At 65.9% G+C, this 24,693-nt stretch carries 21 protein-coding genes; 6 read left to right on the plus strand and 15 right to left on the minus strand.

Annotation, left to right across the window (positions count from 1 at the left end):
• Nucleotides 1-10: 10 nt before the first annotated feature.
• Together GV368_RS00340 and GV368_RS00345 are read right to left on the minus strand one after the other, a co-directional pair.
• Nucleotides 11-1,135 (minus strand): efflux RND transporter periplasmic adaptor subunit, encoded by a 1,125-nt coding sequence (locus GV368_RS00340; RefSeq protein ID WP_169114535.1) that lies wholly within the window; start codon nucleotides 1,133-1,135, stop codon nucleotides 11-13.
• On the minus strand, nucleotides 1,132-1,764 hold the full coding sequence (locus GV368_RS00345; RefSeq protein WP_169114537.1) for a TetR/AcrR family transcriptional regulator: 633 nt from the start codon (nucleotides 1,762-1,764) through the stop codon (nucleotides 1,132-1,134). Before GV368_RS00345 ends, GV368_RS00340 begins: the two co-directional genes overlap by 4 nt.
• Nucleotides 1,765-1,890: 126 nt before the next feature.
• Here GV368_RS00345 and GV368_RS00350 point away from each other — a divergent pair, with 126 nt between their 5' ends.
• A complete protein-coding gene (locus GV368_RS00350; RefSeq protein WP_169114539.1) occupies nucleotides 1,891-2,559 on the plus strand; it encodes a hypothetical protein in 669 nt (222 codons plus the stop codon).
• Here the strand turns inward: GV368_RS00350 and GV368_RS00355 are convergent.
• The 4 genes from GV368_RS00355 to GV368_RS00370 form a co-directional block, all read right to left on the minus strand.
• Nucleotides 2,550-5,012, minus strand: coding sequence for a putative bifunctional diguanylate cyclase/phosphodiesterase (locus tag GV368_RS00355; protein ID WP_169114541.1), 2,463 nt, complete (start codon nucleotides 5,010-5,012; stop codon nucleotides 2,550-2,552). The genes GV368_RS00350 and GV368_RS00355 overlap by 10 nt on opposite strands.
• A gap of 4 nt (nucleotides 5,013-5,016) precedes the next feature.
• The gene (locus GV368_RS00360; protein ID WP_169114543.1) at nucleotides 5,017-5,820 is read right to left on the minus strand and encodes an ABC transporter substrate-binding protein; all 804 of its coding nucleotides are present in this window, start codon (nucleotides 5,818-5,820) and stop codon (nucleotides 5,017-5,019) included.
• On the minus strand, nucleotides 5,786-8,044 hold the full coding sequence (locus GV368_RS00365; protein WP_169114553.1) for a diguanylate cyclase: 2,259 nt from the start codon (nucleotides 8,042-8,044) through the stop codon (nucleotides 5,786-5,788). Before GV368_RS00365 ends, GV368_RS00360 begins: the two co-directional genes overlap by 35 nt.
• A gap of 72 nt (nucleotides 8,045-8,116) precedes the next feature.
• Nucleotides 8,117-9,322 carry an exo-beta-N-acetylmuramidase NamZ family protein gene (locus GV368_RS00370; protein ID WP_169114555.1) on the minus strand — a complete coding sequence of 402 codons (1,206 nt, stop codon included), beginning with the start codon at nucleotides 9,320-9,322 and terminating at the stop codon, nucleotides 8,117-8,119.
• A 50-nt stretch (nucleotides 9,323-9,372) separates the two neighbouring features.
• Here GV368_RS00370 and GV368_RS00375 point away from each other — a divergent pair, with 50 nt between their 5' ends.
• Entirely contained in the window at nucleotides 9,373-10,977 is a 1,605-nt protein-coding gene (locus tag GV368_RS00375; RefSeq protein WP_169114557.1) for a peptide chain release factor 3, read from the plus strand.
• A 40-nt stretch (nucleotides 10,978-11,017) separates the two neighbouring features.
• Here GV368_RS00375 and GV368_RS00380 read toward each other — a convergent pair whose 3' ends face one another.
• The 5 genes from GV368_RS00380 to GV368_RS00400 all read right to left on the minus strand — a co-directional run bounded on the left by GV368_RS00380 (nucleotide 11,018) and on the right by GV368_RS00400 (nucleotide 15,688).
• Nucleotides 11,018-12,220 (minus strand): ABC transporter substrate-binding protein, encoded by a 1,203-nt coding sequence (locus tag GV368_RS00380; RefSeq protein ID WP_169114559.1) that lies wholly within the window; start codon nucleotides 12,218-12,220, stop codon nucleotides 11,018-11,020.
• Nucleotides 12,221-12,335: 115 nt separating this feature from the next.
• Entirely contained in the window at nucleotides 12,336-13,295 is a 960-nt protein-coding gene (locus tag GV368_RS00385) for a branched-chain amino acid ABC transporter permease (protein ID WP_169114561.1), read from the minus strand.
• Nucleotides 13,296-13,306: 11 nt separating this feature from the next.
• On the minus strand, nucleotides 13,307-14,173 hold the full coding sequence (locus GV368_RS00390; RefSeq protein ID WP_142809586.1) for a branched-chain amino acid ABC transporter permease: 867 nt from the start codon (nucleotides 14,171-14,173) through the stop codon (nucleotides 13,307-13,309).
• A gap of 10 nt (nucleotides 14,174-14,183) precedes the next feature.
• Nucleotides 14,184-14,918, minus strand: coding sequence for an ABC transporter ATP-binding protein (locus GV368_RS00395; RefSeq protein WP_142803715.1), 735 nt, complete (start codon nucleotides 14,916-14,918; stop codon nucleotides 14,184-14,186).
• Nucleotides 14,915-15,688 carry an ABC transporter ATP-binding protein gene (locus GV368_RS00400; RefSeq protein WP_169114963.1) on the minus strand — a complete coding sequence of 258 codons (774 nt, stop codon included), beginning with the start codon at nucleotides 15,686-15,688 and terminating at the stop codon, nucleotides 14,915-14,917. The genes GV368_RS00395 and GV368_RS00400 overlap by 4 nt, the downstream gene beginning before the upstream one ends.
• Nucleotides 15,689-15,944: 256 nt before the next feature.
• On the opposite strand from GV368_RS00400, the gene GV368_RS00405 reads away from it, so the two are divergent.
• Nucleotides 15,945-16,430, plus strand: a complete 486-nt coding sequence (locus tag GV368_RS00405) for a PACE efflux transporter (RefSeq protein WP_142809584.1) — start codon at nucleotides 15,945-15,947, stop codon at nucleotides 16,428-16,430.
• Complete coding sequence (gene murB / locus GV368_RS00410) at nucleotides 16,415-17,461, plus strand: UDP-N-acetylmuramate dehydrogenase (RefSeq protein WP_169114563.1); 1,047 nt, start codon at nucleotides 16,415-16,417, stop codon at nucleotides 17,459-17,461. Before GV368_RS00405 ends, murB begins: the two co-directional genes overlap by 16 nt.
• A gap of 4 nt (nucleotides 17,462-17,465) precedes the next feature.
• Here murB and GV368_RS00415 read toward each other — a convergent pair whose 3' ends face one another.
• Genes GV368_RS00415 through GV368_RS00425 form a run of 3 tightly spaced genes read right to left on the minus strand, consistent with a single transcriptional unit; the run spans nucleotide 17,466 to nucleotide 19,184 of the window.
• On the minus strand, nucleotides 17,466-17,786 hold the full coding sequence (locus tag GV368_RS00415) for a DUF1840 domain-containing protein (protein ID WP_142803711.1): 321 nt from the start codon (nucleotides 17,784-17,786) through the stop codon (nucleotides 17,466-17,468).
• A gap of 12 nt (nucleotides 17,787-17,798) precedes the next feature.
• Nucleotides 17,799-18,356 carry a hypoxanthine-guanine phosphoribosyltransferase gene (locus GV368_RS00420; RefSeq protein ID WP_142803710.1) on the minus strand — a complete coding sequence of 186 codons (558 nt, stop codon included), beginning with the start codon at nucleotides 18,354-18,356 and terminating at the stop codon, nucleotides 17,799-17,801.
• Between the two features lie 27 nt (nucleotides 18,357-18,383).
• Complete coding sequence (locus tag GV368_RS00425) at nucleotides 18,384-19,184, minus strand: exodeoxyribonuclease III (RefSeq protein ID WP_169114565.1); 801 nt, start codon at nucleotides 19,182-19,184, stop codon at nucleotides 18,384-18,386.
• A gap of 84 nt (nucleotides 19,185-19,268) precedes the next feature.
• Here GV368_RS00425 and pyrE point away from each other — a divergent pair, with 84 nt between their 5' ends.
• Nucleotides 19,269-19,928, plus strand: a complete 660-nt coding sequence (gene pyrE, locus GV368_RS00430; protein ID WP_169114566.1) for an orotate phosphoribosyltransferase — start codon at nucleotides 19,269-19,271, stop codon at nucleotides 19,926-19,928.
• Nucleotides 19,929-20,033: 105 nt separating this feature from the next.
• A complete protein-coding gene (locus tag GV368_RS00435; protein WP_169114567.1) occupies nucleotides 20,034-20,564 on the plus strand; it encodes a PCRF domain-containing protein in 531 nt (176 codons plus the stop codon).
• 40 nt (nucleotides 20,565-20,604) lie between these two features.
• Here the strand turns inward: GV368_RS00435 and GV368_RS00440 are convergent, their stop codons facing one another.
• Nucleotides 20,605-24,501: a DUF3683 domain-containing protein gene (locus GV368_RS00440; RefSeq protein WP_169114965.1), complete on the minus strand. Its 3,897-nt coding sequence runs from the start codon at nucleotides 24,499-24,501 to the stop codon at nucleotides 20,605-20,607.
• Between the last annotated feature and the right edge of the window lie 192 nt (nucleotides 24,502-24,693).

Genomic DNA, 24,693 nt, shown 5'->3' on the forward strand with positions numbered 1-24,693 from the left:
GCTCAGACCCTCACTTGGCGCCGGCCGCGGTGGGCGCGTCTTTGGGCTGCCAGGGCACGGGTTTGACCGGCGCTCCCGCGCGAACCTTCAGCAAGCCTTCGACGATGATTTTTTCGCCTTCTTGCAGCCCTTCGAGCACGACCCAGTCGGTACCGCTCATGCCGCCGACGCGGATGGCGCGCGGGTTGACCACGTTGTTGGCGTCGACCACCAGCACGAAGTGCCCCTGCGGGTTGAGCTGTACGGCGCGCTGGGGCACGGTGATCACCTTGTCCATCTGCATCTGCGGCAGGCGCACGCGCACAAACATGCCCGGCAGCAGCACGTGCTCGGGGTTCTTCGCCAGGGCGCGCATGAGCACGGCACCGGTGGCGGGGTCGACCGAGACGTCCTCGAAGAGGAGCTTGGCCGGAATGGGATAGGTCTTGCCGTTGTCGAGCACGATCTCCACGTTGCTGCGGTCGGCCTCCTTCCATTGGCCGGAGCGCAGCGCCTCGCGCAGCGCGAGCAGCTCGGCGCTGGGCTGGGTGAAATTGACGTAGATCGGGTCGATCTGCTCGATGGTGGCCAGGTGCGTCGGCTCGCCTTTGCCCACCAGCGCTCCTTCGGTGACGAGCGAGCGGCCGATGCGCCCGGCGATGGGGGCAGGCACCCGGGTGTTTTCCAGATCGAGCGCGGCCTGCGCGAGCCGCGCTTCGGCCTGCTTCCAGGCGGCCTCGGCCGAGTCGAATTCCTGCTGGCTGATGGCGTTGATCTTCACCAGCGGGCGGTAGCGCTCCACCAGGAGCTTGGCCGTGGCAACGTCGGCTTTGGCGGCTTCATAGGCGCGTTGGTAGGTACGCGGCTCGATGCGGTAGAGCAGCTGCCCTTCCTTCACGTCGCTGCCTTCTTCGAAAAAGCGCTTTTCCAGGATGCCTTCGACGCGGGCGCGCACCTGAGCCGTGCGGTAGGCTTCGAGCCGGCCGGGGAGTTCGCGGCGCAGCACGGCGCTGCCGTAACGGACCTCGAGGACCGCGACTTCCGGCGGGGGGGTGGTCTGAGCCGTGGCGGCGTCGCCGCCGTCGCGGCTACAGGCGGCAGTCGACAGGACGAGGGCGGCAGTCAGAACCAGCCGCATGCGGGTGCTTGGTTTCATGGGGTGGTGCTCCTGGAGGAGGCCGGCGAGAGGGCCGATGTCATTGGTTTTTCTGGGGCTAGGGCGCGAAGAAAGAACGAGACGACGCGATCGGCCCGCTCGGGCAGGGCGTCTTCGGGGTGTTGCGATTCGTAGAGTCGGCGGTTGCGCTCGGCGCTGGTGAGCATGCTCAACAGCAGTTCGGCGGCAAAGAGAGGGTCGTCGCGACGCAGGCGGCCTTCGTTCATGGCGCGGGCAAGCAGCGCGGCCAGATGGCGGGTCGTCTCGCCCATGCCGGCTTCGTAGACGGTGCGGGCCAGTTCCGGGAAACGGGGCGCTTCGGTCACGAGCAGGCGATGGAGGGCGATGCAGGGCTCGGCGAGCACGCGTTCGCGGAACGTCCGGGCGAAACGGGCGAGCGTGTCGGCCAGCGTTTCGCCCTCGAGCGGAGCGAGCGAGACCAGGATGCCTTCTCCCATGGCCTCGACGGCGTGGGCGAAGAGTTCGTCTTTGCTGGGAAAATAGTGGTAGACGGTTTGCTTGGCGACGCCGGCGCGACGCGCGATCTCGTCGAGCGAGGCGCGGTAGCCGCGTTCGGAGAAGACGGTACAGGCCGCCTCGAGGATTTTTTGTCGGTTGTCGTCGCTCACGTGCCGATTTGGATTAGACTAGTCCGTCTAGTCTAAACCGAATGCACAGGACTGACAAGTACTGCTGCGACGGTATTGTCGCCGAACGCGGCAATCGTTGTTATAGTGAATGAGGCGAGGACGGTCATGGGAGCGGACATGCGGTGGGTAGCGGCGGTACTGATCGGTTGGTCCCTGTCGGTGACGGCATGGGCAGGAGCGTCCGAGGGCGGCGACCCGTTCGCGGCGTGTACGGATGCCGGTGGGCGGATCGTGGCGGTGCGCGAGGATCCTTCCGCGCGCAAGATCTTCGAGACGCGCGTGGTCGACGGCGAGCCGGTGATCGTGCACAACCCGAAGCGTTTGCCCGAGTTGTGGCCCAAGGCGCGGCTTTTTTTCTTTGCGCACGAATGCGCGCGCATCCAGGCGGGATTCCTGCCGCCGACGCCGCGCACCTTGACCCAGGATCGGCTGATCGACTGTGACGCGCTGGAATGGCTCGCTCGGGGCGGCTGGGTGCAGGGCGACGACGTCCCGCTCATCGAGCAGGCGATCGGCGCCCTGAGCCGCGCGCAATGGCGCCAGGTGCCAGGCGAACCCAGGCGCGTCGAACTGGCGGCTTGTTACCAGCGTTTCATCGAGTCGATGGCCGAGGAGGCCGAAGGGAAGCGCCGCGACTGGAGCCGATGCGTCGAGGTGTGCGGCGAGCAGATGGTCGGGTGTCGAGCTGCCGGCGGGCGAGTGGGCGAGATCAGCGTCGATTGTATGCGGGTTTATCTGATCTGCGTGGATATCTGCAATCGGCGTTACCGCTGACCGGCGGCTTGTGCCAGACGCTGCGCGAACGCTTCGGCGGGTTCGGGGCGGGCCAGGCCCCAGCCCTGGAGCACCAGTTCCGGGTAGGCGCGCAGCGCCAGCAATTGATCGTCGTCTTCCACCCCTTCGGCGATGGTGCGGAACGAGAAAGCGCCCGCCATCTCCACCATGGCGTGGATGAGCCGCTGGGTGCGCGTTTCGTGGGGGGCGCGCTGGATGAAGGATTGGTCGATCTTGATCTCCGACAAGGGGAGACGGGCGAGATAGTGCGGCCCGAAAATCCCGGTACCGAAGTCGTCGATCGACCAGCGTACGCCCGCTTCGGCCAGCCGGCGCATGACCCTTTCCAGGCCACCCAGGTAGGAGAGCGCCGTGGTTTCCTTGAGCTCCAGCACCAGGCGCTGGGCCGGGTAGCCGGTCTCGGCGAGCAGTGCGAGCACTCGATCGACGAAGTCGGGGTCGCGCAGGCCGTGGGCCGAGACGTTGACCGACAGAGTGCCGTCCCAGCGCAGTTCTTGCCGCCAGCGCATGGCGTCGCTGAGCGCGCGGCGTAGGATCCAAGCGCCGAGGAGGAAGATGAGCTCGCTGCGCTCGGCCACGGCGATGCACTCCGATGGTGGGACGCGCCCGAGCCGGGCGTGGGTGAAGCGCAACAGCGCTTCGGCACCTATGAGCCGGCGTGCCGCATCGAATTGTCCCTGGTAGTGCACGTCGAGGCAATGTTCGTCCGATCCTGCGAGCGCTGCCCTGAGGCCCTGCTCGATGGTGCCGCGCCGGGCAAGGAGATCGGCACTGAGGCTTTCGTAGAGGCGGATGGCCCCGGGTTCCTGCGACTGCAATGCGTGTTGCAGGGCGAGGGCCGCGGCGGCGAGGACTTCCTGCGCATTCCCGAACTCGTCGGGGAAGACGACGATGCCGGTGGAGACGGTGAGGCGAGTCGGAGGAAAACGCTCGGCGAGCAGTGGCTGAGTGCTTCGATCGAGATCATGGGCAATGGTGCGTGCGAGCTCCCAGGCAAGTTCCGTGGCCTTGGATGCGCTCGGCTGGGCGTCGGTGAGCACGGCGAATTCGTCGGATTCGAGCCGGGCGATGGTGTCACAGTTCGTCAGCCTATGGACGAGCGTGTGCGCGATCCGCCGTAGGATCGCATCGCCGGCATGGCTGCCGAGACGATCGTTGATCGCGGCGAAGTGGTCGAGGTCGAACACGATGAGCGCGAAACTTTCGTGGGAGTGCTGCCCTTGCACCAAGCGCAGAGCGATGCGCTCGAGCAGGAGTTGGCGATTGGCGAGCCCGGTGAGGGGGTCGTGGGTGAGCAGGTAGGACAGACGTTCGGACAGACGCTGCTGCTCGGTGATGTCGTGCTTGACGGCGACGTAATGGGTGATGCTTCCTTCGTCGTCGAAGACGGGGGCGATGTGGGCGAATTCCACGTATTCCTTGCCGTCCTTGCGCCGGTTGATGAATTCGCCGCTCCAGGGGCGCCCGGCCTGCAGGCGCGTCCACAGATCGAGGTAGGTCTCGCGCGGCGTTTTGCCTGATTGCAGGATGCGGGGATTCTTGCCCTCGACTTCGTCGCAACGGTAACCGGTGACTTCGGTGAAAGCGCGATTGACGTAGACGATGCTGGGCTGGGTATCGGTGATCATCACCTGGGCGGGAGAGACTTCGATCGCCTTCTCCAGGAGACGGAGCCGTTCCTGGTGGGAAAACAAGGAAGACATCGCCTGCTCCAGCGCCAGGCCCAGGGCCCGCAGCTCGGGGACTGCGCCTCGGAGATCGGGGGGGCGGTAGGAGTTGGACGTGGCGGTGGCGCTCAGTGCACGGGTGAGGGCTTGGAGGGGGCGCCCCCCGCGCCAATGGATCAGCCCACCCAGCAATAACACGATTCCCAGCGAAAGGGCGGCATTCAAAGCGAAGGCGCGGCGATGCTCGCGTAATCGGCCGGCGAGCTCGGCGCGGGGATCATGGATCAGGAGCAGCCAGCCAGGAGGTTGGTCCAATCGGGCGGAAGGGGCATCATGAGGGCGCCATGCCACGGCAAGCAAGAGCGTCTCGTGCTCCGTGCGCCAATGTTTCGTCCCAGGGCTGGAGGGTGGGGGAAGAGCGAACGAGGGGAGGATCTCCGCCACGGGGCGGCCTTCCCAGTCGTGTCGGTGTGCTGCGAGGACGCTTCCGTGTTCGTCGGTGAGGACGGTGGCCAGATGTCCCGGGGTGCTGCTGAGGAAGCGGATCAGGGCGCGTACTTCGTCGGGCCGCGCTTGCCAATGGCGCTCGGCGGTCCATGCCAGGGTGGTCGCCCGACCCAGGAGCCGCTCCTGGACTTCGAGTAGTGTGTGTGCCTGCAGGGTGCGCCATCGCAGCCAGCTCTCGCCGGCCATGACGCCCAGGATGAGGGCGAGGAGGGGCAGAGTGACACGCAGGGCGAGCGGGAGGGCAGCGAGGCGGCTCATGGAGTCAGGCGCTGGGACGTGGGAGAAAATCGAGGCTGACGGGAATGTCCGGTTCCGCGTGCGCGACGTACGCTCCGGCCCGGGCCAGCAGCGACACGAGCCGCCGGGCGACGGCGGGTAATTCTCTCGTCATCCATCGCCCTTGTTCCCTCAGCGCAGGGAAGATCAGCCCGACGAGCGGCAGAAAGGCTTCGTCCGGCGGAAGGCCGAAGCGGGCTGCGAGCCGATAGCGTGCATCGTTGGGATGCTGCCGCATCCATTCCAGGGCGAAAAAATGAAGCTGGACGAGCCGTTTCAGGGCCCCGGCGTGGCTAACCAGAATCGCGTTGCGGGCGACGAGGACGTCGACGATGAGCGGAGGAAGGCGGCTGGTGTCGAAACAGGGGGTCGCGCCCATGCGCCGCAATTTTTCGGCATAGGGTTGGTAGGAGACCGCCAGATCGATTGCGCCGTTGCGCCAGGCCTCGATCTGTTGCTCGGGCGAGAGGGGGACGCGGTTCAGGGTCGCCGGGTCGAGTCCGATGTGCTCGCACCAAGCGTGAAAGAGCACGAGACCGGGGCCATGGTGCTCGACGGCGATGCGTGCTCCCGGCAAGAAGTCGCGCTCGTCACAGCGCCCACGCGAAAGTATCTGATCGCCGCCCGCGGAGACGGCGACGACGCACAGGACGCAGAGCTCCAGGGCCTGGATTTGGCCGAGGATGACTTCGTCGAAAGGCAGTAGGGCCGCTTCGACGCGTTCGAGCCGCAGCAGGTCGAGCTGTGAGGCGGCGTCAGGCACTTCCACCAGCTGCAGAAAAGCGGCCATGCCCGGGGCCGCGTCGCAGAACGTACGCAGCGGTTCGTATCCCGACCAAGGGTGGAATGAAAGGCGCAGGGTGTGCTCCCGCGTGCAGCTCCCGAGCAAGGGCGCCGTGAGCCCGGCCCCGGCCAATGCTGCGATCATGCGGCGTCGCGTCGCGTTGGGGTGGGTCATGTTGGCTCCTGAACATCGAGTCGCTGGCCATGGAGCGGTGGCAAGGCGACCTGGTTGCGGCCTTCGCGCTTGGCACGGTACATGGCTTCGTCGACCCGGCTGAGGCTCTCGTCGAGCGGGGCGTCGGGCTCGAGGGCGCGACCCCGATCGATACCGTTCCGCTCAAGATCTTGCCGGATTCGTCGAGCGGTATGTGCGTTTGTGCCCACGCCTGGCGCACGCGCTCGGCCACCTTGACGGCGGTGTCGAGCGAGGTATCCGGCAGGATGGCGATGAATTCCTCACCGCCATAGCGGGCGATGAAATCGGTGGGGCGCAGGTTGTGGCGCAGTACGCGGGCGAAGGCTTGCAACATCTTGTCGCCGGCGGCGTGGCCGTAGGTGTCGTTGACCTTCTTGAAGTGGTCGAGGTCGAACATCAAGAGCGCCGCTGGCTGTTTGTTACGCTGCACGAGCGATTGGGCTTCCTGCAGACGCTGCTCGAGGTGGCCGCGATTGGCCAGACCCGTGAGCGGATCGTAGGCGGCGAGCCGGCGCAGTTCTTCGACGAGGCGCATCTCTTCGGTGATGTCGTGGAAAGCCACGACGATTCCTACGCTGCGGCCGTGCTCGAAGCGAGGACTCGCCGAGACGTGCACCGGCACCGGCAAACCGTCGACGCGCCAGAAGACGTCGTCTTGGCGTACTTTTTTGCCCTCGGCGATGGCGCGCAGCAAGGGGCATTCCTCGCGAGGATAGGGTTGGCCATCGGGGCGGCGGGCGTGGAAGAGATCGTGCGCGACTTTGCCAAGCACCTCTTCCGGACGGAATCCCAGTAACTCGGCGGCGGCGCGATTGAAGAAGATGCAGCGACCCTGCTCATCGGTACCGTAGATGGCTTCATCCACGGTCTCGAGGATGGTTTGGGTCTCGACGAGCGCAGAGGCGAGTCGTGCGCGTTGGTGCTCGAGTTGGCGCCGCGTATGCCACAGGCGCAGCGTGAGCAGGACGAGCAGAAAGGCGGAGCAGGCGAGTAGTACGAGGGGGATGGCGTACTGGTGCAGCACGTCGCGCAATTCCACCTCCACGTGTTCGAACGGCGGCACGCGCAGCCGCTGGGCGAGGCGCTCGACCCCGGAATAGTCGGCGGGGACGGTGAATCCGCCGATGCCCGCGGCGAGGAAACGGGGATCGGGCATGGCGTCGAGCCGGTCGGTGAGCGTGTACAGGGCGAGCGCGACTTTACGGGCGACTTCGGGTGAGACGTGGGGCAGGGCAACGAAGGCCCATTCGGGATAAAGCGAAGTGGTGACTCGGTAGGGGAAACCGGCGGGGTGCCATTCGCCCAGGACCATGAGGCGTTCTCGATCTTCTGCGGAGAGCCGTCCCTCGCGCGTGAGCGCTTCGAGCAGTCCCGTACGAACGAAGCCTGCTTCCCCTTTGCCTTCGAGCAGGGCCTGGACGACCGCGTCGTGATTGCCCTGGGGCAGGAGGGTGACGTCGTCGGGCACCCGTACGCCGCGCTCGAGCAACCAACCGGCCTGGGCGAGGTAGCCTCCCAACCCTTTGGCGCCCGGGATGAGGATACGCCTGCCTTTGAGGTCTTCGGGCCGGCGGATGGGGCCGTCGCGGCGCACGAGAATGACCCCACCCAGCGCCGCGGTCTTGATGCCGTGCTCGACCGTGATGAGCGTAGCGATGGGGCCGGAGAATGCGTGGCGGTATTTCTCTTGGATATAGTGAACGGGGTTGGTGAAGAGAAAGTCGATGCGACGGGCAGCGATCTCGCGATCGAGCGACTCGGGCGTGAGCACTTCGAGGATGACCGGCTCGCCGAGCGCTTGCGAGAGTTCGTCGGCAAGCGGCTGCCACTGGCGCTGAAGCATTTCTTGCGGGCGATGGCCGAAAACGCCCAGACGGTAGTCGGCGTGCGCCGAGGCGACGATGACGAGTGAGAGGACGAAAAGCCCGACCAGGCGCCACGCCAGCCGTGAGGGATCGTTGGCGCGGCCTCGGGGCCGTTCGCGCCGCGGCGAGGCGCGTGCGGCACGGTGAAGGAGCGGAAAAAGGAAGCGCATATGAATGGGCCGCTCGCCAGGGCGCGGAATGCGCCGTCCCCTCATTATAGGGGAAGCATAGAGCGAATGGCGTCAGAGCAGGAAAGGGGCACGAATCTCGGCCCAGGCGCGCTCTTCCGGCTCGATCATCGCGTCGAGATCGGCCGGCGCGGCCGCTTCGTCCTCGACCCACTGTCGCAGGCGCGGGCCGCCGTCGATGAGATCGATCGCCAGGCGCTCGTATTCATACTCGTAGGGGTTGGCATGCCATAGGGGCCGATCCGGATGGAGCCGGCGCAGCGCCTTGAGCGCGAGCGCCACCAGCCGCCAGGGGCGAAAACGCCGGGGATCGTAGTGCGCCGGATCCTCGACATGGATCATGATTCCGCCGCAGCGCTCGCCCGCGTGCTTGTGGAAAGTCGGTTCGAAGAAAAAGGGGCGCAGGCGGCAGCCTGTGAGCCACTGCGGGGCGAGCGATTCCATTGCTGCGAGCAGCCGCCAGGGGTCGATCCATGGGGCGCCGAAGCCCTCCAGAGGGCGGGTGGTGCCGCGCCCTTCGGAAAGCGTCGTACCCTCGATGAGCACGGTGCCGGGATAGCAGCGCGCCATCCAGGGGGTGGGGGCGTTGGGGCTGGGGTTGATCCAGGTGCGTTGCCCCAGCGGCCAGCCGTAGCCGGGAGCGGCGTCCGGCTCCCACCCGGTGAGCGACACTGCGTGGTAATCCACGTCGAGCCCCAGGGTGGCGATGAACCAGCGCCCGGCCTCGCCCAGCGTCAGGCCGTGACGCATCGGAAGACTGCCAGCACCGACGAAACTCTCCCAGCCCGGCTGCAGCAACCCCCCTTCGATGCCGCGCCCGAGCGGATTGGGTCGGTCGAGCACCCACACGCTCTTGCCGTGGGCTGCGGCCGCTTCCAGCACGTAGCGCAGGGTGGTGAGGTAGGTATAGACGCGGCAGCCGAGATCCTGCAGGTCGACGAGCAGCACGTCGAAGGTGTCCATCATCGCCGGGGTGGGGCGGCGCACCGCACCATAGAGGCTGAACACGGGGATGCCCAGGCGCGCGTCGAACTCGTCGGGCGATTCGACCATGTTGTCCTGCTTGTCGCCGCGCGCGCCATGCTGCGGACCGAAGAGCGCAGTGAGCCGTACGTCGGGCAGCGCCGCGAGCGCGTCGGCTGCGTGCACCAGCTCACGCGTGACGGAAGCGGGGTGCGCCAGGAGCGCCACGCGCCGGCCGGCGAGCGGTCGGCGCAGGTCGGGTTCTGCGAGGAGGCGGTCGAGACCGAAGCGGATCATGATGGATGGTCCTGCTGCTAAAATGAGCGATTTTCCCAGAAAAGACGGACATGGGCGACGCATTGGCAGAACGGCTGGCACAGGAAGTAGCGCGGCGGCGCACCTTCGGCATCATCGCGCACCCGGACGCGGGCAAGACCACGCTCACGGAGAAATTGCTCCTCTTCGGCGGGGCGATCCAACTGGCCGGTACCGTGAAAGCGCGCAAGTCCGCGCGGCACGCCACTTCCGACTGGATGGAGGTGGAGAAGCAGCGCGGCATCTCGGTGACTTCCTCCGTGATGCAGTTCGAGTACGAAGGTCACGTGATCAACCTGCTCGACACACCAGGCCACCAGGATTTTTCCGAGGACACCTACCGTGTGCTCACCGCGGTCGACTGCGCCGTGATGGTGATCGACGCGGCCAAGGGGGTGGAGGCGCAGACCATCAAGCTGCTGGAAGTGTGCCGTTTGCGCGACACGCCCATCATCACGTTCATCAACAAGATGGATCGCGAGGTGCGCGAGCCCTTCGAGCTGCTCGACGAGATCGAATCGGTGCTCAAAATCGACTGCGCTCCCATCACTTGGCCCATCGGCAGCGGCAAGGCTTTTCGCGGGGTGTATCACCTGCTGCACGACCGCACGCTCGTGTTCCGTCCGGGCGAGGAGAAGCGCGTCGAGGCCGAGGTGATCGCAGGGCTCGCCAATCCGGAGCTCGATGCGCGTTTTCCTACCGAAGTGGGGGCGATGCGCGAGGCGGTGGCGCTCGCGCGCGAGGCGCTCTCACCCTTCGCCCTGGGCGAATTCCTTGCCGGGCGACAGACGCCGGTTTTCTTCGGCTCGGCGATCAACAATTTCGGGGTGCAGGAAGTGCTGCAGGCGCTCATCGACTGGGCCCCGCCGCCACAGCCGCGCGACGCCGGCGTGCGGCTGGTCCTGCCCACCGAGGAGAAGTTCTCCGGGTTCGTGTTCAAGATTCAGGCGAACATGGATCCGAAGCACCGCGACCGCATCGCCTTCTTCCGCGTCTGCTCCGGTCGCTACAGCAACGGCATGAAAGCCTGGCACGTGCGCGCGGGGCGCGAGATGCGCCTTGCCAACGCCATCACCTTCATGGCCAACGAGCGCGCGATCCAGGAAGAGGCCTTCGCCGGAGACATCATCGGCATCCACAACCACGGTCAGCTGCAGATCGGCGACACCCTCACCGAGGGCGAGAAGCTCGGCTTCACCGGCATCCCCTACTTCGCGCCGGAGCTCTTCCGCATGGCGCGGCTGCGCGATCCGCTCAAAGCCAAGCAGCTGCACAAGGGCTTGAAGGAACTGGGCGAGGAAGGGGCGATCCAGGTGTTCGAGCTCGAGGGCGGCCAGCTCCTGCTCGGGGCGATCGGGGTGCTGCAGTTCGAGATCGTGGCCGAGCGGCTGCGCAGCGAATACGGCGTGGAGGCGCTCTTCGAACCGGCGGAGATCTATACCGCCCGCTGGCTGGTGTATCCGGACGAGGCCACGCGCGCGCGCTTCGAGCGGGAACAAGCCATGCGCCTTGCACGCGACATCGACGGCAACCCGGTGTATCTCGCCTCGTCGCGCTACAACCTGGAGGTGACGATGGAAAAATACCCGACGGTGCAGTTCCGCGCCACGCGCGAGCACCGTCAGGTATTCGGTTGACCCGCCGCCGCGGGCGTATGCGCCACGGCGGTGCGGGTAATTATTTCATGCGTTCGATCTCGGCGAAGGTATTGCCGCTCACCTTGTAGAGGATATAGTCACCCGGCACGTCGCCGTTGGCGTCGAATTCGTGATCGCCGGCGGCTCCTTTGTAGTCGATGTCTTTGCCTTCGGCGATCAGTTGCTTCGCTTTGGTCCACTCACCGGGGAGGATGGGTTCGCCCGGGGCGGTGGCGACTTCACGCAGCGCCTGGGAAAGCTTGGCCTTGTCGCCGCCGGCCTTCTCGATCGCCAGCGCCATCAGGAAGGCTGCGTCGTAGCTCGTGGCGGCGAAGGTGCCGTTGGGGTCGCCACCGGCTGCTTTGAACTCCTGGCTGAATTTCTCGAACCCCGCGCCCGTGGCCCCGGCAGGTGCGGAGACGAGGAAGGTTTTGAGGTTCTCCGCACCCAGGGTCTTGATCATGTTCTCGTCACGCATGCCGTCGGCGCCGACGAAGTTCTTGAAAAACCCGTTTTCCATTGCTTGGCGGACGATGGTGAGCCCCGAGGAATTGCCGTAGGCGAACACCACCAGGGTGTCGGCGCCGCCCTTGGCGAGCTCGGCCAGATCCGAACGATAGGAGGCTTTCTTGTCCTCATGCGCCCGGCTGGCCGTGACCGTGCCGCCGAGTTTCTTGAATTCGTCGCTGAAGGCCTCGGCCAACCCCAGGCCGTAGTCGTTGTTGAGGTAGGTCACGGCCACCTTGTCGGTGCCTCGGGCCTTGAGCGTGCGCGCCAGCGCCCGTCCTTGGTAGTCGTCGGAGGCGACGGTACGGAAGACGAGGTCCTTGTCGTCCAGCGTGCTGATCTTGGGTGAAGTACCCGAGGAGGTGATGAGGAGCACTCCGGCCGGAACGGTGACGGAATTGGCCACGGCGATCACCGGTCCGGAGCATGACGGCCCGACCATGCCGATCACGCCGTTGACGTTGACCGCCTTGGTGGCCGCGTCGGTGGCGAGCTGCGGGTTGCAGCCGGAATCGTACACCTGCGGGTCGATCTTGCCGCCATTGCCGATGCCCCCCTGGGCATTGACCTGTTCGGCCGCGAACTTCATCGATTGCACCATGGTGGGCGCCATGCCGGCGATCGGTCCGGTGATGCCGACGAGATAGGCTACTTTCACGTTCTGAGCCCATGCCGGGGAGGTGGCGAGCGCTCCAGCAAGCGCGAGCGTGAGGATCGAAGCGCGGGTTTTGTTCATTTCGGGTCTCCTTCCGGGGTTGGTCAGCACAATCATTTTAGACGAGAGGGCGTTGCGAAGAACCCATCGCGCGTCGAGCCTTGGGATGTCCGCTCGTGCTGCTTGCTCGAAGCGCCTAGGATCGTGGCGGGGAAAGATGCGAAGTCCGCTGTACGCTCTCTTCTGGGAGCAATCCTTCCGGACGGAAGCGCAGGATGAGCTGCAGCATCAAACCGATGAGGAAGACGCGCACGTATTTCGCCTGAGTGGCGACGTCGGCGGGGAGCTGGTCGGTGATGAATTCCGACATCGACCAGATGAGCCAGATGATCACGGCCCCGAGAATGGCGCCGCGGTTGTTGCCCGAGCCGCCCAGGATCAGCATGATCCACACGAGAAAGGTGGCAATCATGGGGTCGATGGCCTCGGGCGTGATCGCGCGCATGAAGTGGACGTAGAGCGCCCCGGCCAGGCCCATGATCGCTGCGCCGAGCACGAAGGATTCCAGCCGGCGGCGTTCGACGTCCTTACCCATGGCGGCGGCTGCCTGCTCGTTGTCGCGGATCGCCTTCATCATCCTTCCCCAGGGGGCGGTGAGCTGTCGCTCCAGCGCCCAGTAGACCACGAGGAGCACGGCGATCACCAAGGCGAAATAGGCGAATTGCGACAGCGAGTATTCGAGGCCGCCGAAGGGACGAGGAACGCCGGTGATGCCGCGGGCGCCGCCGGAGAGCGTTTCCTCGGTGCGCAGCACCAGGCGGATCACCTCGGCCACGCCGATGGTGGCGATCGCCAGGTAATCCGAGCGGAAACGCAGGCAGACGCGTCCGATCGGCCAGGCGATGAGGGCGGCGCCGGCCATGGCGCCGAGCCAGCCGACGAGCACGGGGAGCTCCCAGCCCATGATGCGCTCGGGCGAGGGCGGGGCGGTGAGGAGCGCCGAGAGGTAGGCACCCACGGCGAAGAATCCGGCGATGCCCGCATTGAAGAGCCCGGTCACGCCCCATTGCACGTTCAGGCCCAGGGCGAGGATGCCGTAAATGCCGATCATGGTGCCCATGAAGGTGGCGTAGTTGATGAGGCCGATCGAGGCCATGATGTCGCTCCTTACAGCACTTTGCCCTTGAAGATGCCCTGCGGCCGCAGCAGCAGGATGGCGAGCAGGATGACGAAGGCGGTGGCCGATTTGTAGGGGCTGGGTACGAGGAGCACCGAGAGTTCTTCGGCGAGCCCGATCACCAGGCCGCCCACCACCGCGCCTTCGACGCGCCCCACGCCGCCGAGCACCGCCGCGGCGAACATCGACAGCATCGCCGACCAGCCCATCATGGTGGTGAGTTCGGTGTTGATGCCCAGGCAGAAACCGGAGGCGGCCGCGAGCGCACCGACGATGAACCAAGTGAGCCGCGTGACCCGGTCGTTATCGACGCCGCACAGGCGCGCGAGGTCGGGGTTGTCCGACATCGCTCGCATCGCTTTGCCCCATTTGCTGTAGCGCAGGAAAGCGAGCAGTGTCGCCACCAGGGCGAGCGTGAGGGCGAGGGTGGCGATCTCGCGGGGGCGTAGCATCAGGCCCGCGAAGGATTGGGCCCGGGCGATGCCGCTACCGTAGGCGAGTGGATCCACGCCCCAAGCCACCTGTACGACCGAGCGTAGCATCATGCCGATGCCGAGCGAGGCCATCACCGTGAGGATCTTGGGCCGGGCTTCGAGATGACGATAGAAGAGGCGGTGGATGCCGTAGGCGAGCAGCGCCGTGAGGATCATCGCCACCGGCAGCGAGAGCCAGGGGGTGAGCCCGATGAGGGTCGTCACGCCTAGCGCGAGATAGGCCCCGGTGGTGGCGAGGTCGCCATGGGCGAAATGGCCAAAGCGCAGGATGCCGAAAATGAGCGTGATGCCGATGGCGCCCAGCGCATAGATCGCGCCGATCACGATCCCGGGAATGATGTAGAAATTGATGAATTCGAGCATGAGGAACCCTTCATCCTCCGAGGAACATCTGGGCGATTTCGGGATCTTCGAGGATCGCGCGGCCCGAGCCTTCGAAACGATTGGCTCCGGTGGCGAGCACGTAGCCGCGATCGCAGAAGGCGAGCGCCTGCTTGGCGTGCTGTTCCACGAGCAGGATCGAGACGCCCGAGTCGCGTACGTCACGGCAGATTTGGAAGATCTGCTCCATGTACTTGGGGGAGAGCCCGGCGGTGGGTTCGTCGAGCAGCAGGAGCTTGGGGTCGAGCATGAGCGCGCGGCCCATGGCCACCATCTGGCGCTGTCCGCCCGAGAGGTCGCCGGCGAGCGCGTGGCGTTTGGTCTTCAGATCGGGGAAAAGGGCATAGATGCGATCGTAGGCCGCGCTCAGATCCCCTTTGGCGAGAAAAGCACCCATTTCCAGGTTCTCATGCACCGTCATTTCGCGAAAGACGTTGTCGACCTGGGGTACGTAGGAGATGCCGCGGCGCACGATGCGATCCGGGCTCCAGCCGGTGATGTCTTCGCCTTCGAAGACGATGGCCCCGCTGCGGATGCGCACCAGCCCGAACACCGCTTTCATCGCCGTCGATTTGCCCGCGCCGTTGGGCCCGACGATGACGACGATCTCTTGCGGCATCACCGTGAGCGAGACGCCCTGCAGGATGTCGGCATCGCCATAGCCGCCGCGCACCTGGTGCATGATGAGGATGGGCTGAGGACGATCCAGGGAGGGAGTGTGGGTCATGCGGGCTCCTCCGTCACCGTCTCGCCCAGGTAGGCTTCGAGCACGCGCGGATCGTTGCGCACGTCGAGGAATTCGCCTTGCGTGAGCACCTTGCCCTCGGCCATGCAGACGACGGGGTGGCAGAGTTTGGCGATCATCTCCATGTCGTGTTCGATGAGGATGAAGGTGTAGTCCCACTCCCGGTTGAGGATCTGGATCTTTTCCTCGAGCTTGCGCAGTAGCGTGCGGTTGACTCCGGCGGCCGGTTCGTCGAGCAGCACCAGCTTGGCGTCGGTCATCATGGTGCGCCCGAGCTCCAGCAGTTTCTTCTGCCCACCGGAGAGGTGGCCGGCGCGCTCGTTGGCCACGTGGGTGAGTTCGAGAAAGGCGAGGACCTCGATCGCTTTCTGCCGCACTTCTTCTTCCACGCGGCGCACCCGGCGCCAGTCGAACCAGTTGGCGAAGAGGTTCTCGCCGGGCTGGCGAGGCGGCACCACCATGAGGTTTTCCAGCACGCTCAAGCGATGGAATTCGTGTGGAATCTGGAAAGTGCGCACCAGCCCTCGGTGGAAGCGCTCGTCGGTGCGCAGCCGGGTGATGTCTTCACCCAGGAAACGGATGGTGCCGGCCGTGGGCGTATAGGCCCCGGCGATCACGTTGAAGAGCGTCGTCTTGCCGGCACCGTTGGGGCCGATGAGCCCGAGTACTTGCCCTTCCTCGACGCTGAGCGTAACACCATCGACGGCATGAAATCCGCCGAAAGCCATCACGATGCCTTCCAATTCGAGCATCGCCACCCTTTTTCTCCCGGGATCCCGATCTTGGCGGGGCAGGATAGCGGAAAAGTTTTTCCTTGCAAACTAGGGTTTACCTGGGGGCGGTACAATCTGGGCTCTGCGAGCACTTGCCGGGCAAGGCGCCCGGGGCGCGGGACGAGGGATTCGACCGCGCCGGCGGGTGCGTATCCGAGCGCCGCGTCGCGCCGCGAGGAAGCTGCGCAGCAATGCATTCGAAAGAGACTCCCCCTCAAGATTCCCGTGGGAAGAGATGGAACGAACGGTTAGGACCGAGCACGAACGCGTTCCCTTGCGCACCTGGCGTGATCGGGTGCGCCAGGTGTTGGCGTTCGAGGCGGGTGGCCTCTTGCTGATCACGCCGCCATTTGCCTGGGCGAGCGGTGAGCCGGTGCTCGACTCCTTGGGTTTGCTCGCGCTGCTCGCGCTCATCGCTGCGCTGTGGAATGCGGGCTACAACACGATGTTCGACCGCTTGGAGGCGCGCTTCTTGCGGCGTCGTGCCGACCAGCGTCCGCCTCTGTGGCGCCTCGTGCAGGCGCTCGGGTTCGAGGGCGGGCTCTTGTTCCTCACCTTGCCGGTGATCGTCGCTTGGACCGACATGGGGTGGCTCGAGGCGCTCGTCGCCGACCTGGGGTTGGCGCTCGCTTACACCGTCTATGCTTACGTCTTCAACTGGTGTTACGACCGGATCTTCCCGATCGCGCCGGATCAGGAGCGGCGATGCAGCGCTTCGTAGAGGTCGATCTCTCTTCCTGGACCACCCTCGGGGTGCCCGTCAGGGCGCAGGAGCTGCTCGTGCTGGAAGACGAAGCGGATATCGCCCGCTGGCTCGAACGACGCAAAGCCGCGCCGATGCCGGAGCTCGTGCTCGGCGGGGGCAGTAACGTCGTCTTCCTCGAAGATTTCGCTGGCCGGGTGGTGCGCTTGGCCACCCGCGGGTACGAACTCGTGGGCGAAGAGGGTGGGGCACGGCTCGTGCGCGCCGCCGGCGGGGAGCCGTGGGACGGGTTCGTGCGCTGGTGCGTGACGCAAGGCTGGGGTGGCCTGGAGAACCTCGCGGCCATTCCCGGTAGCGTGGGGGCCGTGCCGGTGCAAAACGTCGGTGCCTACGGGCTGGAGGTGGGCGAGCGCATCGCCTGGGTCGAGGGGGTGGATCGCGACACGGGGCTGGCGTGGACGCTTTCTGCCGACGAGTGCGGCTTCGGCTACCGCACGAGCCGCTTCAAGGCGGCGGAGGAATCCTCACGCGTGATCACGGCCGTGGTTTTTCGCCTGCCGCGGGACGAGCCGCCGCGGCTCGACTATCCCGACCTGCAGCGGTGGTTCGGCGGGCGAGCGCAACGCGTCTCACCGGCGGACGTCTATGCGGCGGTGGCCGAGATCCGGGCGCGCAAGCTCCCCGATCCTCGCGTGCAGGGTAACGTCGGCAGTTTCTTCAAGAACCCGCTGGTCTCGCCCGCAGTAGCCGAACGCCTGGCGGCGCTCCATCCCGATCTGCCGCGCCATCCCCAGCCGGATGGGCGCGTGAAGCTCGCCGCGGGCTGGATGATCGAGCGCTGCGGCCTCAAGGGGGTACGCGAAGGCGGGGCGATGGTGCATGAGCGCCAGGCGCTGGTGCTGTGTAACGCAGGCGGGGCGACGGGCGCGGATTTTCTCGCGCTCGCGCGGCGCGTGCGCGAGGCGGTGGCCGAGCGCTTCGGCGTGGAGTTGGAGGTGGAACCGGTGCTGGTCGGGCGGGAAGGGGTGCGTTCGCTCGAGCGAGCGTGAACGCTCACACGCCCCAGACGACGGGCTTTTTCTCGGCGAGTGCGCGCTTCATCATCTGCAGCAGCGGCCAAGCGCGGCGGTGGAATTCCACCGGCGGCTCCTTGCCTTCTTCCTTGGCCTTTTCTTCCTCGGTCTCGTCCAGGCCAGGGTGCGCCTGGCGGTCGGCCTCGATCGCGGCTTCGAGCTGGGCGATGGCTCGTGGTAACTCTTCGGGCGTGAGGATGCCGCGTTCGACGTCCTTGCCGAGCATCTGCAGGATGGGCTCGGCGTGCTTGCGGTACATGACGATGTCGGCGTCGGCTTCCGATTTGAAGGTGACGAGCATGGCGAGTTTTCCTTACGATTCCCGTACGGCGTAGATGCCGTCGGCGTTGCGCCAGTACCCTTTATAGTCCATGCCGTAGCCGAAGACGTAGCGATCGGGGATTTCCAGACCGGTGAAGTGGGCCCGCATGCCGGGATAGGCTTTGCGTTCGTGCAGCTTGTGGCAGAGCACCGCGAGATAGACGTCCTCGGCGCCTTCGTCGCGCAGCCGCTGCATCACCGCGGCGAGCGTATAGCCTTCGTCGAGGATGTCGTCGAGCACGAGCACGGGGCGTCCCTCGATGGGCGCGGTGGGTTCCACCCGCCACTCCAGCCGGCTGCCGGCGGTGGTGTCATGGTAGCGCGTGGCGTGCAGATAGGCGACTTCCAGCGGAAAGCGCAGCCGCGGCAGGATCTGGCCGGCGAAGACGACGGCGCCTTTCATGACCACATAGACGAGCGGGTCGCGTTCGGCGAGCACTTCCGTGATCTCGGCGGCGACGCGGTCGATGGCGCGCTGCACTTGGCTGGAATCGGCGATGCACTCGGCCTCGGCGAGCACGCGGCGCATGGCTTCGACTTTGGGGTTCATCGAGGGTCCCGTGAGAAAAAAGGAGAATTATCGCGGATTTTGCGCCAGTGCGAAGTCGTAGTCGACGATGAGCGGGGCGTGATCGGAGAAGCGCTCGTCCTTGTAGACCCGGGCGGCACGGGCAGTGGCGGCAATGCCGGGGGTGGCGATCTGGTAGTCGATGCGCCAACCGACGTTCTTTTCCCACGCGCGACCGCGGTTGGACCACCAGGTGTAGCCTTCTTCGGTGGCCTCGGGGTAGAGGTGACGGTAGACGTCGATCCAGCCCAGCTCGTCGAACACGCGGCTGAGCCAGGCCCGTTCTTCGGGGAGAAACCCGGAGTGTTTCTGGTTGCTGCGCCAGTTTTTGAGGTCCTTCTCGGTGTGGGCGATGTTCCAGTCGCCGCAGATCACGACTTCGCGGCCGCAGTGGCGCAGTTCACGCAGCTTGGGAAAGAAGGCGTCCATGAAACGGAACTTGGACGCCTGCCGTTCCGGGCCGGCCGAGCCGGAGGGCAGATAGAGCGAGACCACCGAGAGGCCGGGATAGATGGCTTCGAGATAGCGCCCTTCGGCGTCGAACTCCGGCTCGCCGATGCCGGCGACGAGCTCGAGCGGGGGGTGGCGCAGGTAGAGGCCGACACCGGCGTAGCCTTTCTTCCCGGCGAAATGGAAGTGTCCGGTGTAGCCGTCGGGAGCGCGCATCTCTTCGCTGAGGTCTTGTTCCTGCGCCTTGAGCTCCTGCACGGCGGCGATGTCGGCGTCTTGGGTGGACAGCCACCGGAAGAAGCCTTTGTCGGCGGCGGAACGGATGCCGTTGAGGTTCAGCGTAAGGATGCGCAGCGTCATGTCGTCTCCGGAATGGCTTGCGGCGAGGCGGGTCGGCGCGTACCATTGCCGCCCGTCACCGCTCTGGGAAAAAGGGGAAGATTCATGGATTTTAGCCGGGAATTTCTGCGTCTGGCCTGCGAGAAGGGGGTGCTGCGCTTCGGCGAATTCGTCACCAAGGCGGGGCGCCATTCGCCCTACTTCTTCAATTCGGGACTCTTCGATGATGGCGCCTCGTTTCGGGCGCTGTGCGGTTTCTACGTCGAAGCCATCCTCGCGAGCGGCATTGCCTTCGATGGCCTCTTCGGGCCGGCTTACAAGGGTATCCCCTTGGTGACGGGCGTGGCGATCCGGCTCGCCGAGCGGGGGCTCGACAAGCCTTTCTCCTTCGATCGCAAGGAAGCGAAAGCGCACGGGGAGGGCGGGCGGCTCATCGGCGCGCCGTTGCGCGGCCGTATCCTCATCGTCGATGACGTGATCTCGGCGGGGACCTCGGTGCGCGCCTCGATCGAACTCATCCGGGCCCATGGCGCGGAGCCGGCGGGCGTCGTGATCGCGCTCGACCGCATGGAGCGCGGCGAAGGCGAGGAGTCGGCAGCCCAGGAAGTGAGCCGGCGCTTCGGTATCCCCGTGATCGCCGTGGCCACGCTCGAGGATCTGCTCGCGCTGCTCGCCGACGATCCACGGCTGCGCGAGCACTTGCCGGCGGTGCGGGCGTATCGTGAGCGCTACGGGGTGCAGGGCTCGGCGGCGCGTCGCGCCTGAGCGAGCGTGGATCCGAGAAAAATGTGCCGGCGTGATCGTTCAGGCATGGCATGGATCGGCTGTTTCGCATATCATGTCCGGATGGGGCCATGAGGGCTGAGAGCGATGGGGCGGCGAATCTGGCGCGGGGTGTTGGCTGGGGGATTGTTGGGCATGCTCGTCGTCGGGACGGCAAGTGCGCGGGAGGGAGTGGCGTGCTGTGACGACGTCAACGGACGGAGAGTGTGTGGGAATCCTCTGCCCGCCGAGTGTTATGGACGCAAATACTGGCTGATCGATGCCAGCGGCGTGGTACGCAAAGTAGTCGATCCGGATGCCGAGCGGGCGCGCCATCGGGTGTCGGACGATTCGGAGGATCTCTCGGCGCAGGAACGGATGCTGCGGCGTAAGCACGAGCGCCTGCTGCAGGCGTTCCCCACCCTAGAGGCGTTCGATGCCTGGCGTGATGCGCAGCTGGCCGGCTACGATCGGCAGATCGACCAGATACGCGAGATGCCGGCGGAAAAGGCGGACCCGGAAGCGGTGGAAACGGCGGTGCGGCGCTTGCGAGAAGAGCGCGAGGCAGCGGCGAAACGCCTCGCCGCCGAGCGCCGCGAGCTCGAAGAGGCCCTGAAAGCGCGCCAGCCGAGGCGATGATCCCCTCGCAGCCCGTCCGGGTGGGACGGGCTGCCGAGGCTCACAGGAGCACGCGCTCGATTCCGCCGCGGTTGGCGGATTCGACGTAGCGCTCGAGCCAATCGGGGCCGAGCAGGTGCTTGGCGAGCTCCACCACCACGTAGTCGGCATCGAGCCCCCCGGCGTCGTTGCCGAAGCGGTGCAACCCCTGCAGGCAGCTGGGGCAGGAAGTGAGCACCTTCACCGGGGTGCCGGGCGCGGCGTCGGCGCGAAGCCGTGCGGCGTCCTTCTCCAGTTCTTCCTGCTTGCGGAAACGCACTTGCGTCGATACGTCCGGCCGCGTGACGGCGAGCGTTCCCGATTCGCCGCAGCAACGGTCGTTGAGTGCGACCTCCGTGCCCAACAGCTTTTTCGTCACCTCGATGCCCGCGTATTGCTTCATCGGCGTGTGGCAGGGCTCGTGGTACATGTAGCGCACGCCGGGGATGCCGTCGAGCCGGATGCCTTTCTCCATCAGGTATTCGTGGATGTCGAGCAGCCGGCAGCCGGGGAAGATCTGCTCGAAGTGGTAGTCGAGCAGCTGGTCCATGCAGGTGCCGCAGGAGACGACCACCGTCTTGATGTCGAGGTAGTTGAGCGTGTTGGCCACCCGGTGGAAGAGCACGCGGTTCTCGGTGGTGATGCGCTGCCCCTTGTCGTCGTTGCCGGCGGCGGTCTGCGGGTAGCCGCAGCAGAGGTAGCCCGGCGGTAGCACCGTGGTGGCGCCGACGTGATAGAGCATGGCTTGGGTGGCCAGCCCCACCTGGCTGAAGAGCCGCTCGGAGCCGCAACCGGGGAAGTAGAACACGGCGTCCGAGTCGCTCGCCGGCACCTGGGGGTTGCGGATCACGGGGATCACGGTGTGATCTTCGATGTCGAGGAGTTGCCGCGCCGTGCGCTTGGGAAGATTGCCCGGCATCGGTTTGTTCACGAAGTGGATCACCTGCTCGCGGATCGGCGGCTTGCCCACCGTGAGCGGCGGGCGGCGCGTCTGCTCCTGGATGAGCCCGAGGCGCTTGGCCCACTGGTGCGCCAGGCGCTGCGCCTTGTAGCCCCACTCGACCATGGTCTTGCGCACCAGTTTGACCGTGGTTGGATCCTTGATCGTGAGCAGCAGCATCGCCGCCTTCGTGCCCGGGTTGAAGGAGTTTTTCCCCTGCTTGCGCAGGAGGTTCCGCATCTTGATGGAGACGTCGCCGAAGTCGATGTCGACCGGGCAGGGTTTCTCGCACTTGTGGCAGACGGTGCAGTGATCGCCGATGTCCTCGAACTCGGCCCAGTGGGCCAGCGACACGCCGCGACGCGTCTGCTCCTCGTAGAGCAGCGCCTCGATCAGCTGCGAGGTGGAGAGGATCTTGTCGCGCGGGCTGTAGAGGAGATTGGCGCGCGGCACGTGCGTCGAGCACACGGGCTTGCATTTGCCGCAGCGCAGGCAGGACTTGATGTCGTCGGCGATCGCCCCGATCTCGGTCTGCTCCATGATGAGCGATTCGTGACCGAGCAGGTTGAACGAGGGCGTATAAGCGCGGGCCAGGTTGCCGCCGGGCATGAGCTTGCCGCGGTTGAACGCGCCTTTGGGATCGATGCGGCGTTTGTAGTCCCAGAAGGGGCGAAGCTGCTCCTCGTCGAGATAGTCGATCTTGGTGATGCCGATGCCATGCTCGCCGGAGATGACCCCGCCGAGCGACTTCGCCACCGCCATGATGCGGTCGACCACGCGGTTGGCGGTCTGCAGCATTTCATAATCGTCGGAATTGACCGGGATGTTGGTGTGCACGTTGCCGTCGCCGGCGTGCATGTGCAGCGCCACGAAGAGCCGTCCGCGTTTGACCTGCTGGTGGAGCTCGAGGATGCGCTCGCGAGTGGGGCGGAAGACGTCGCCGTCGAAAAGGCGCATGAGCCCCGGGCGCAGCTCGCGCTTCCAAGATATGCGTATGGAATAATCCTGCAGGCGGTGGAAGAGCGTGGGCGCTTCGGCGCGGTTGGTGAGCTCGCCCGCCTCGATGCCGTATTCGGCGAAGTGCCGTTCGGCCTCGGCGAGCGGCAGGTCGAGGTTGTCCCGCAGCCAGCGCCAGCGCCGGCGTACCGCGTCGACGATCTCGAGCGCGAGCTCGCGCTTCTCGCCGATGAGCGTCTCCGGCGGCACATCGGCATCGCCCGGATCGAGCGGCAGTTTGGGTTCACGCAGAAAGGCTTCGAGCCGGTCGCACAGGGCGAGCTTGTTGTCCAGCGACAGCTCGATGTTGATGCGCTCGACGGCGTCGCAGTACTCGCCCATCTTGGGCAGAGGGATGACGACGTCTTCGTTGATCTTGAAGGCGTTGGTATGCCGGGAAATGGCCGCGGTGCGGGAACGCTCGAGCCAGAAGCGCTTGCGCTGCTCCGGGGTCACCGCGATGAACCCTTCGGCGTCGCGCTTGTTGCACATCCGCACCACTTCGGAGGCGGCGCGCATCACCGCTTCTTCGTCGTGACCGACGATGTCGCCCACCAGCACCATCTTCGGGCGGCCGCGGCGCTTGGCCTTGGTGGTATAGCCCACGGCTTTGACGTAGCGCTCGTCGAGGTGCTCGAGGCCGGCCAGTTGCACCCCGGCCGCGTGCCCTCCGCCGCCGGGTTTGAAATAGTCGGTGATCTCGACGATGGCCGGCACCGCGTCGCGCACCTGACCGAAGAATTCGAGGCAGACGGTGCGCGTGACCGGCGGCATCTTGTGCAGCACCCAGCGGGCGGCCACGATGAGGCCGTCGGTGCCTTCCTTCTGGATGCCGGGGATGCCGTGCAGGTATTTGTCGGTGACGTCCTTGCCCAGGCCCGGTTTGCGCATCGTCGCGCCCGGCGCGCTGATGATCTCTTCGCCCAAGGGCGCATAGGTGAGCCCGTCGAAGCGGTGCAGGCGGAAGTAGACCGTCTCCTGTTCGTGGATTTTCCCGAGGTTGTGCTCGAGCCGCTCGACTTCGAGCCAGTTGCCGTCGGGCGTGACCATTTTCCACCACAGGAGGTTGTCGAGCGCCGTGCCCCACAGCACCGCCTTCTTGCCGCCGGCGTTCATGGCGATGTTGCCGCCGATGCAGCAGGCTTCGGCCGAGGTGGGATCGACGGCGAAGACGCGCCCGGCGGCGGTCGCGGCATCGGCCACGCGCTGTGTGACGACGCCGGCGCCGGTGCGGATGGTGGGATAGCGCTGGGGCAGCGGCCCTTCGCGTCCAGGCAATTCGACTTCTTCGACCGGGCCGAGCGAAGTGAGCTTCTCCGTGTTGATGACGGCCGAACGCGCATCGAGCGGCACGGCGCCGCCCGTGTAGCCGGTACCGCCGCCACGCGGGATGATGGTGAGCCCCAGTTCGATGCAGCCGCGCACCAAGGGGGCGATCTCTTCTTCCGTATCCGGCGTGAGTACGACGAAGGGCAGTTCGACCCGCCAGTCGGTGGCGTCGGTGACGTGCGAGACGCGTGCGTGCCCGTCGAAGCGGATGTTGTCGCGCCGAGTGTGGCGCGACAGCACCCGCAGCACGTCCTTGCGCAGCCGCTCGGTTTCAGGGAAGGAGCGCTCGAAGACGTCGATCGCGGCGGCGGTGAGTTCGACCAGACGCGCCACGCGCGCGGCGCGCTCGACATCGGCAGCGGCGTTGGCAATGCGCCGTTTCTCTACTTCGTCCAACCGATGGCGCAGAGCCTCGACCAGCGCCTGGCGACGCTTGCGGTTGGCGAGCAGATCGTCGAGCAGGAAGGGATTGCGCTGCACCACCCAGATGTCGCCGAGGATCTCGAAGAGCATGCGCGCCGAGCGCCCGGTGACGCGCTCGCCGCGCAGGGCCTCCAGGATCGCCCAGGCTTCCTCGCCCAACAACCGGATCACGATCTCACGGTCGGACAAGGAGGTGTAGTTGTAAGGAATTTCGCGCAGACGCGGGTCCATCATCCTCTCCGGGCACGGTTCGAGGGACAATTCTAGCGCATGTGTCCACGGTCGTCGCCCACGACGGGAGTGTGGGTCATTGACACGATTTTGAATTGACCGTGCTTATTGATAGCTTTCATCTATGATGACGTTTGCCAGGGACGATTGGATTTTGCCCGGGGGCTGACCTAGAATGATTCGCGTGGTGAC

Source organism: Tepidiphilus baoligensis, assembly GCF_012911495.1.
GTDB classification, from domain to species: domain Bacteria; phylum Pseudomonadota; class Gammaproteobacteria; order Burkholderiales; family Rhodocyclaceae; genus Tepidiphilus; species Tepidiphilus olei.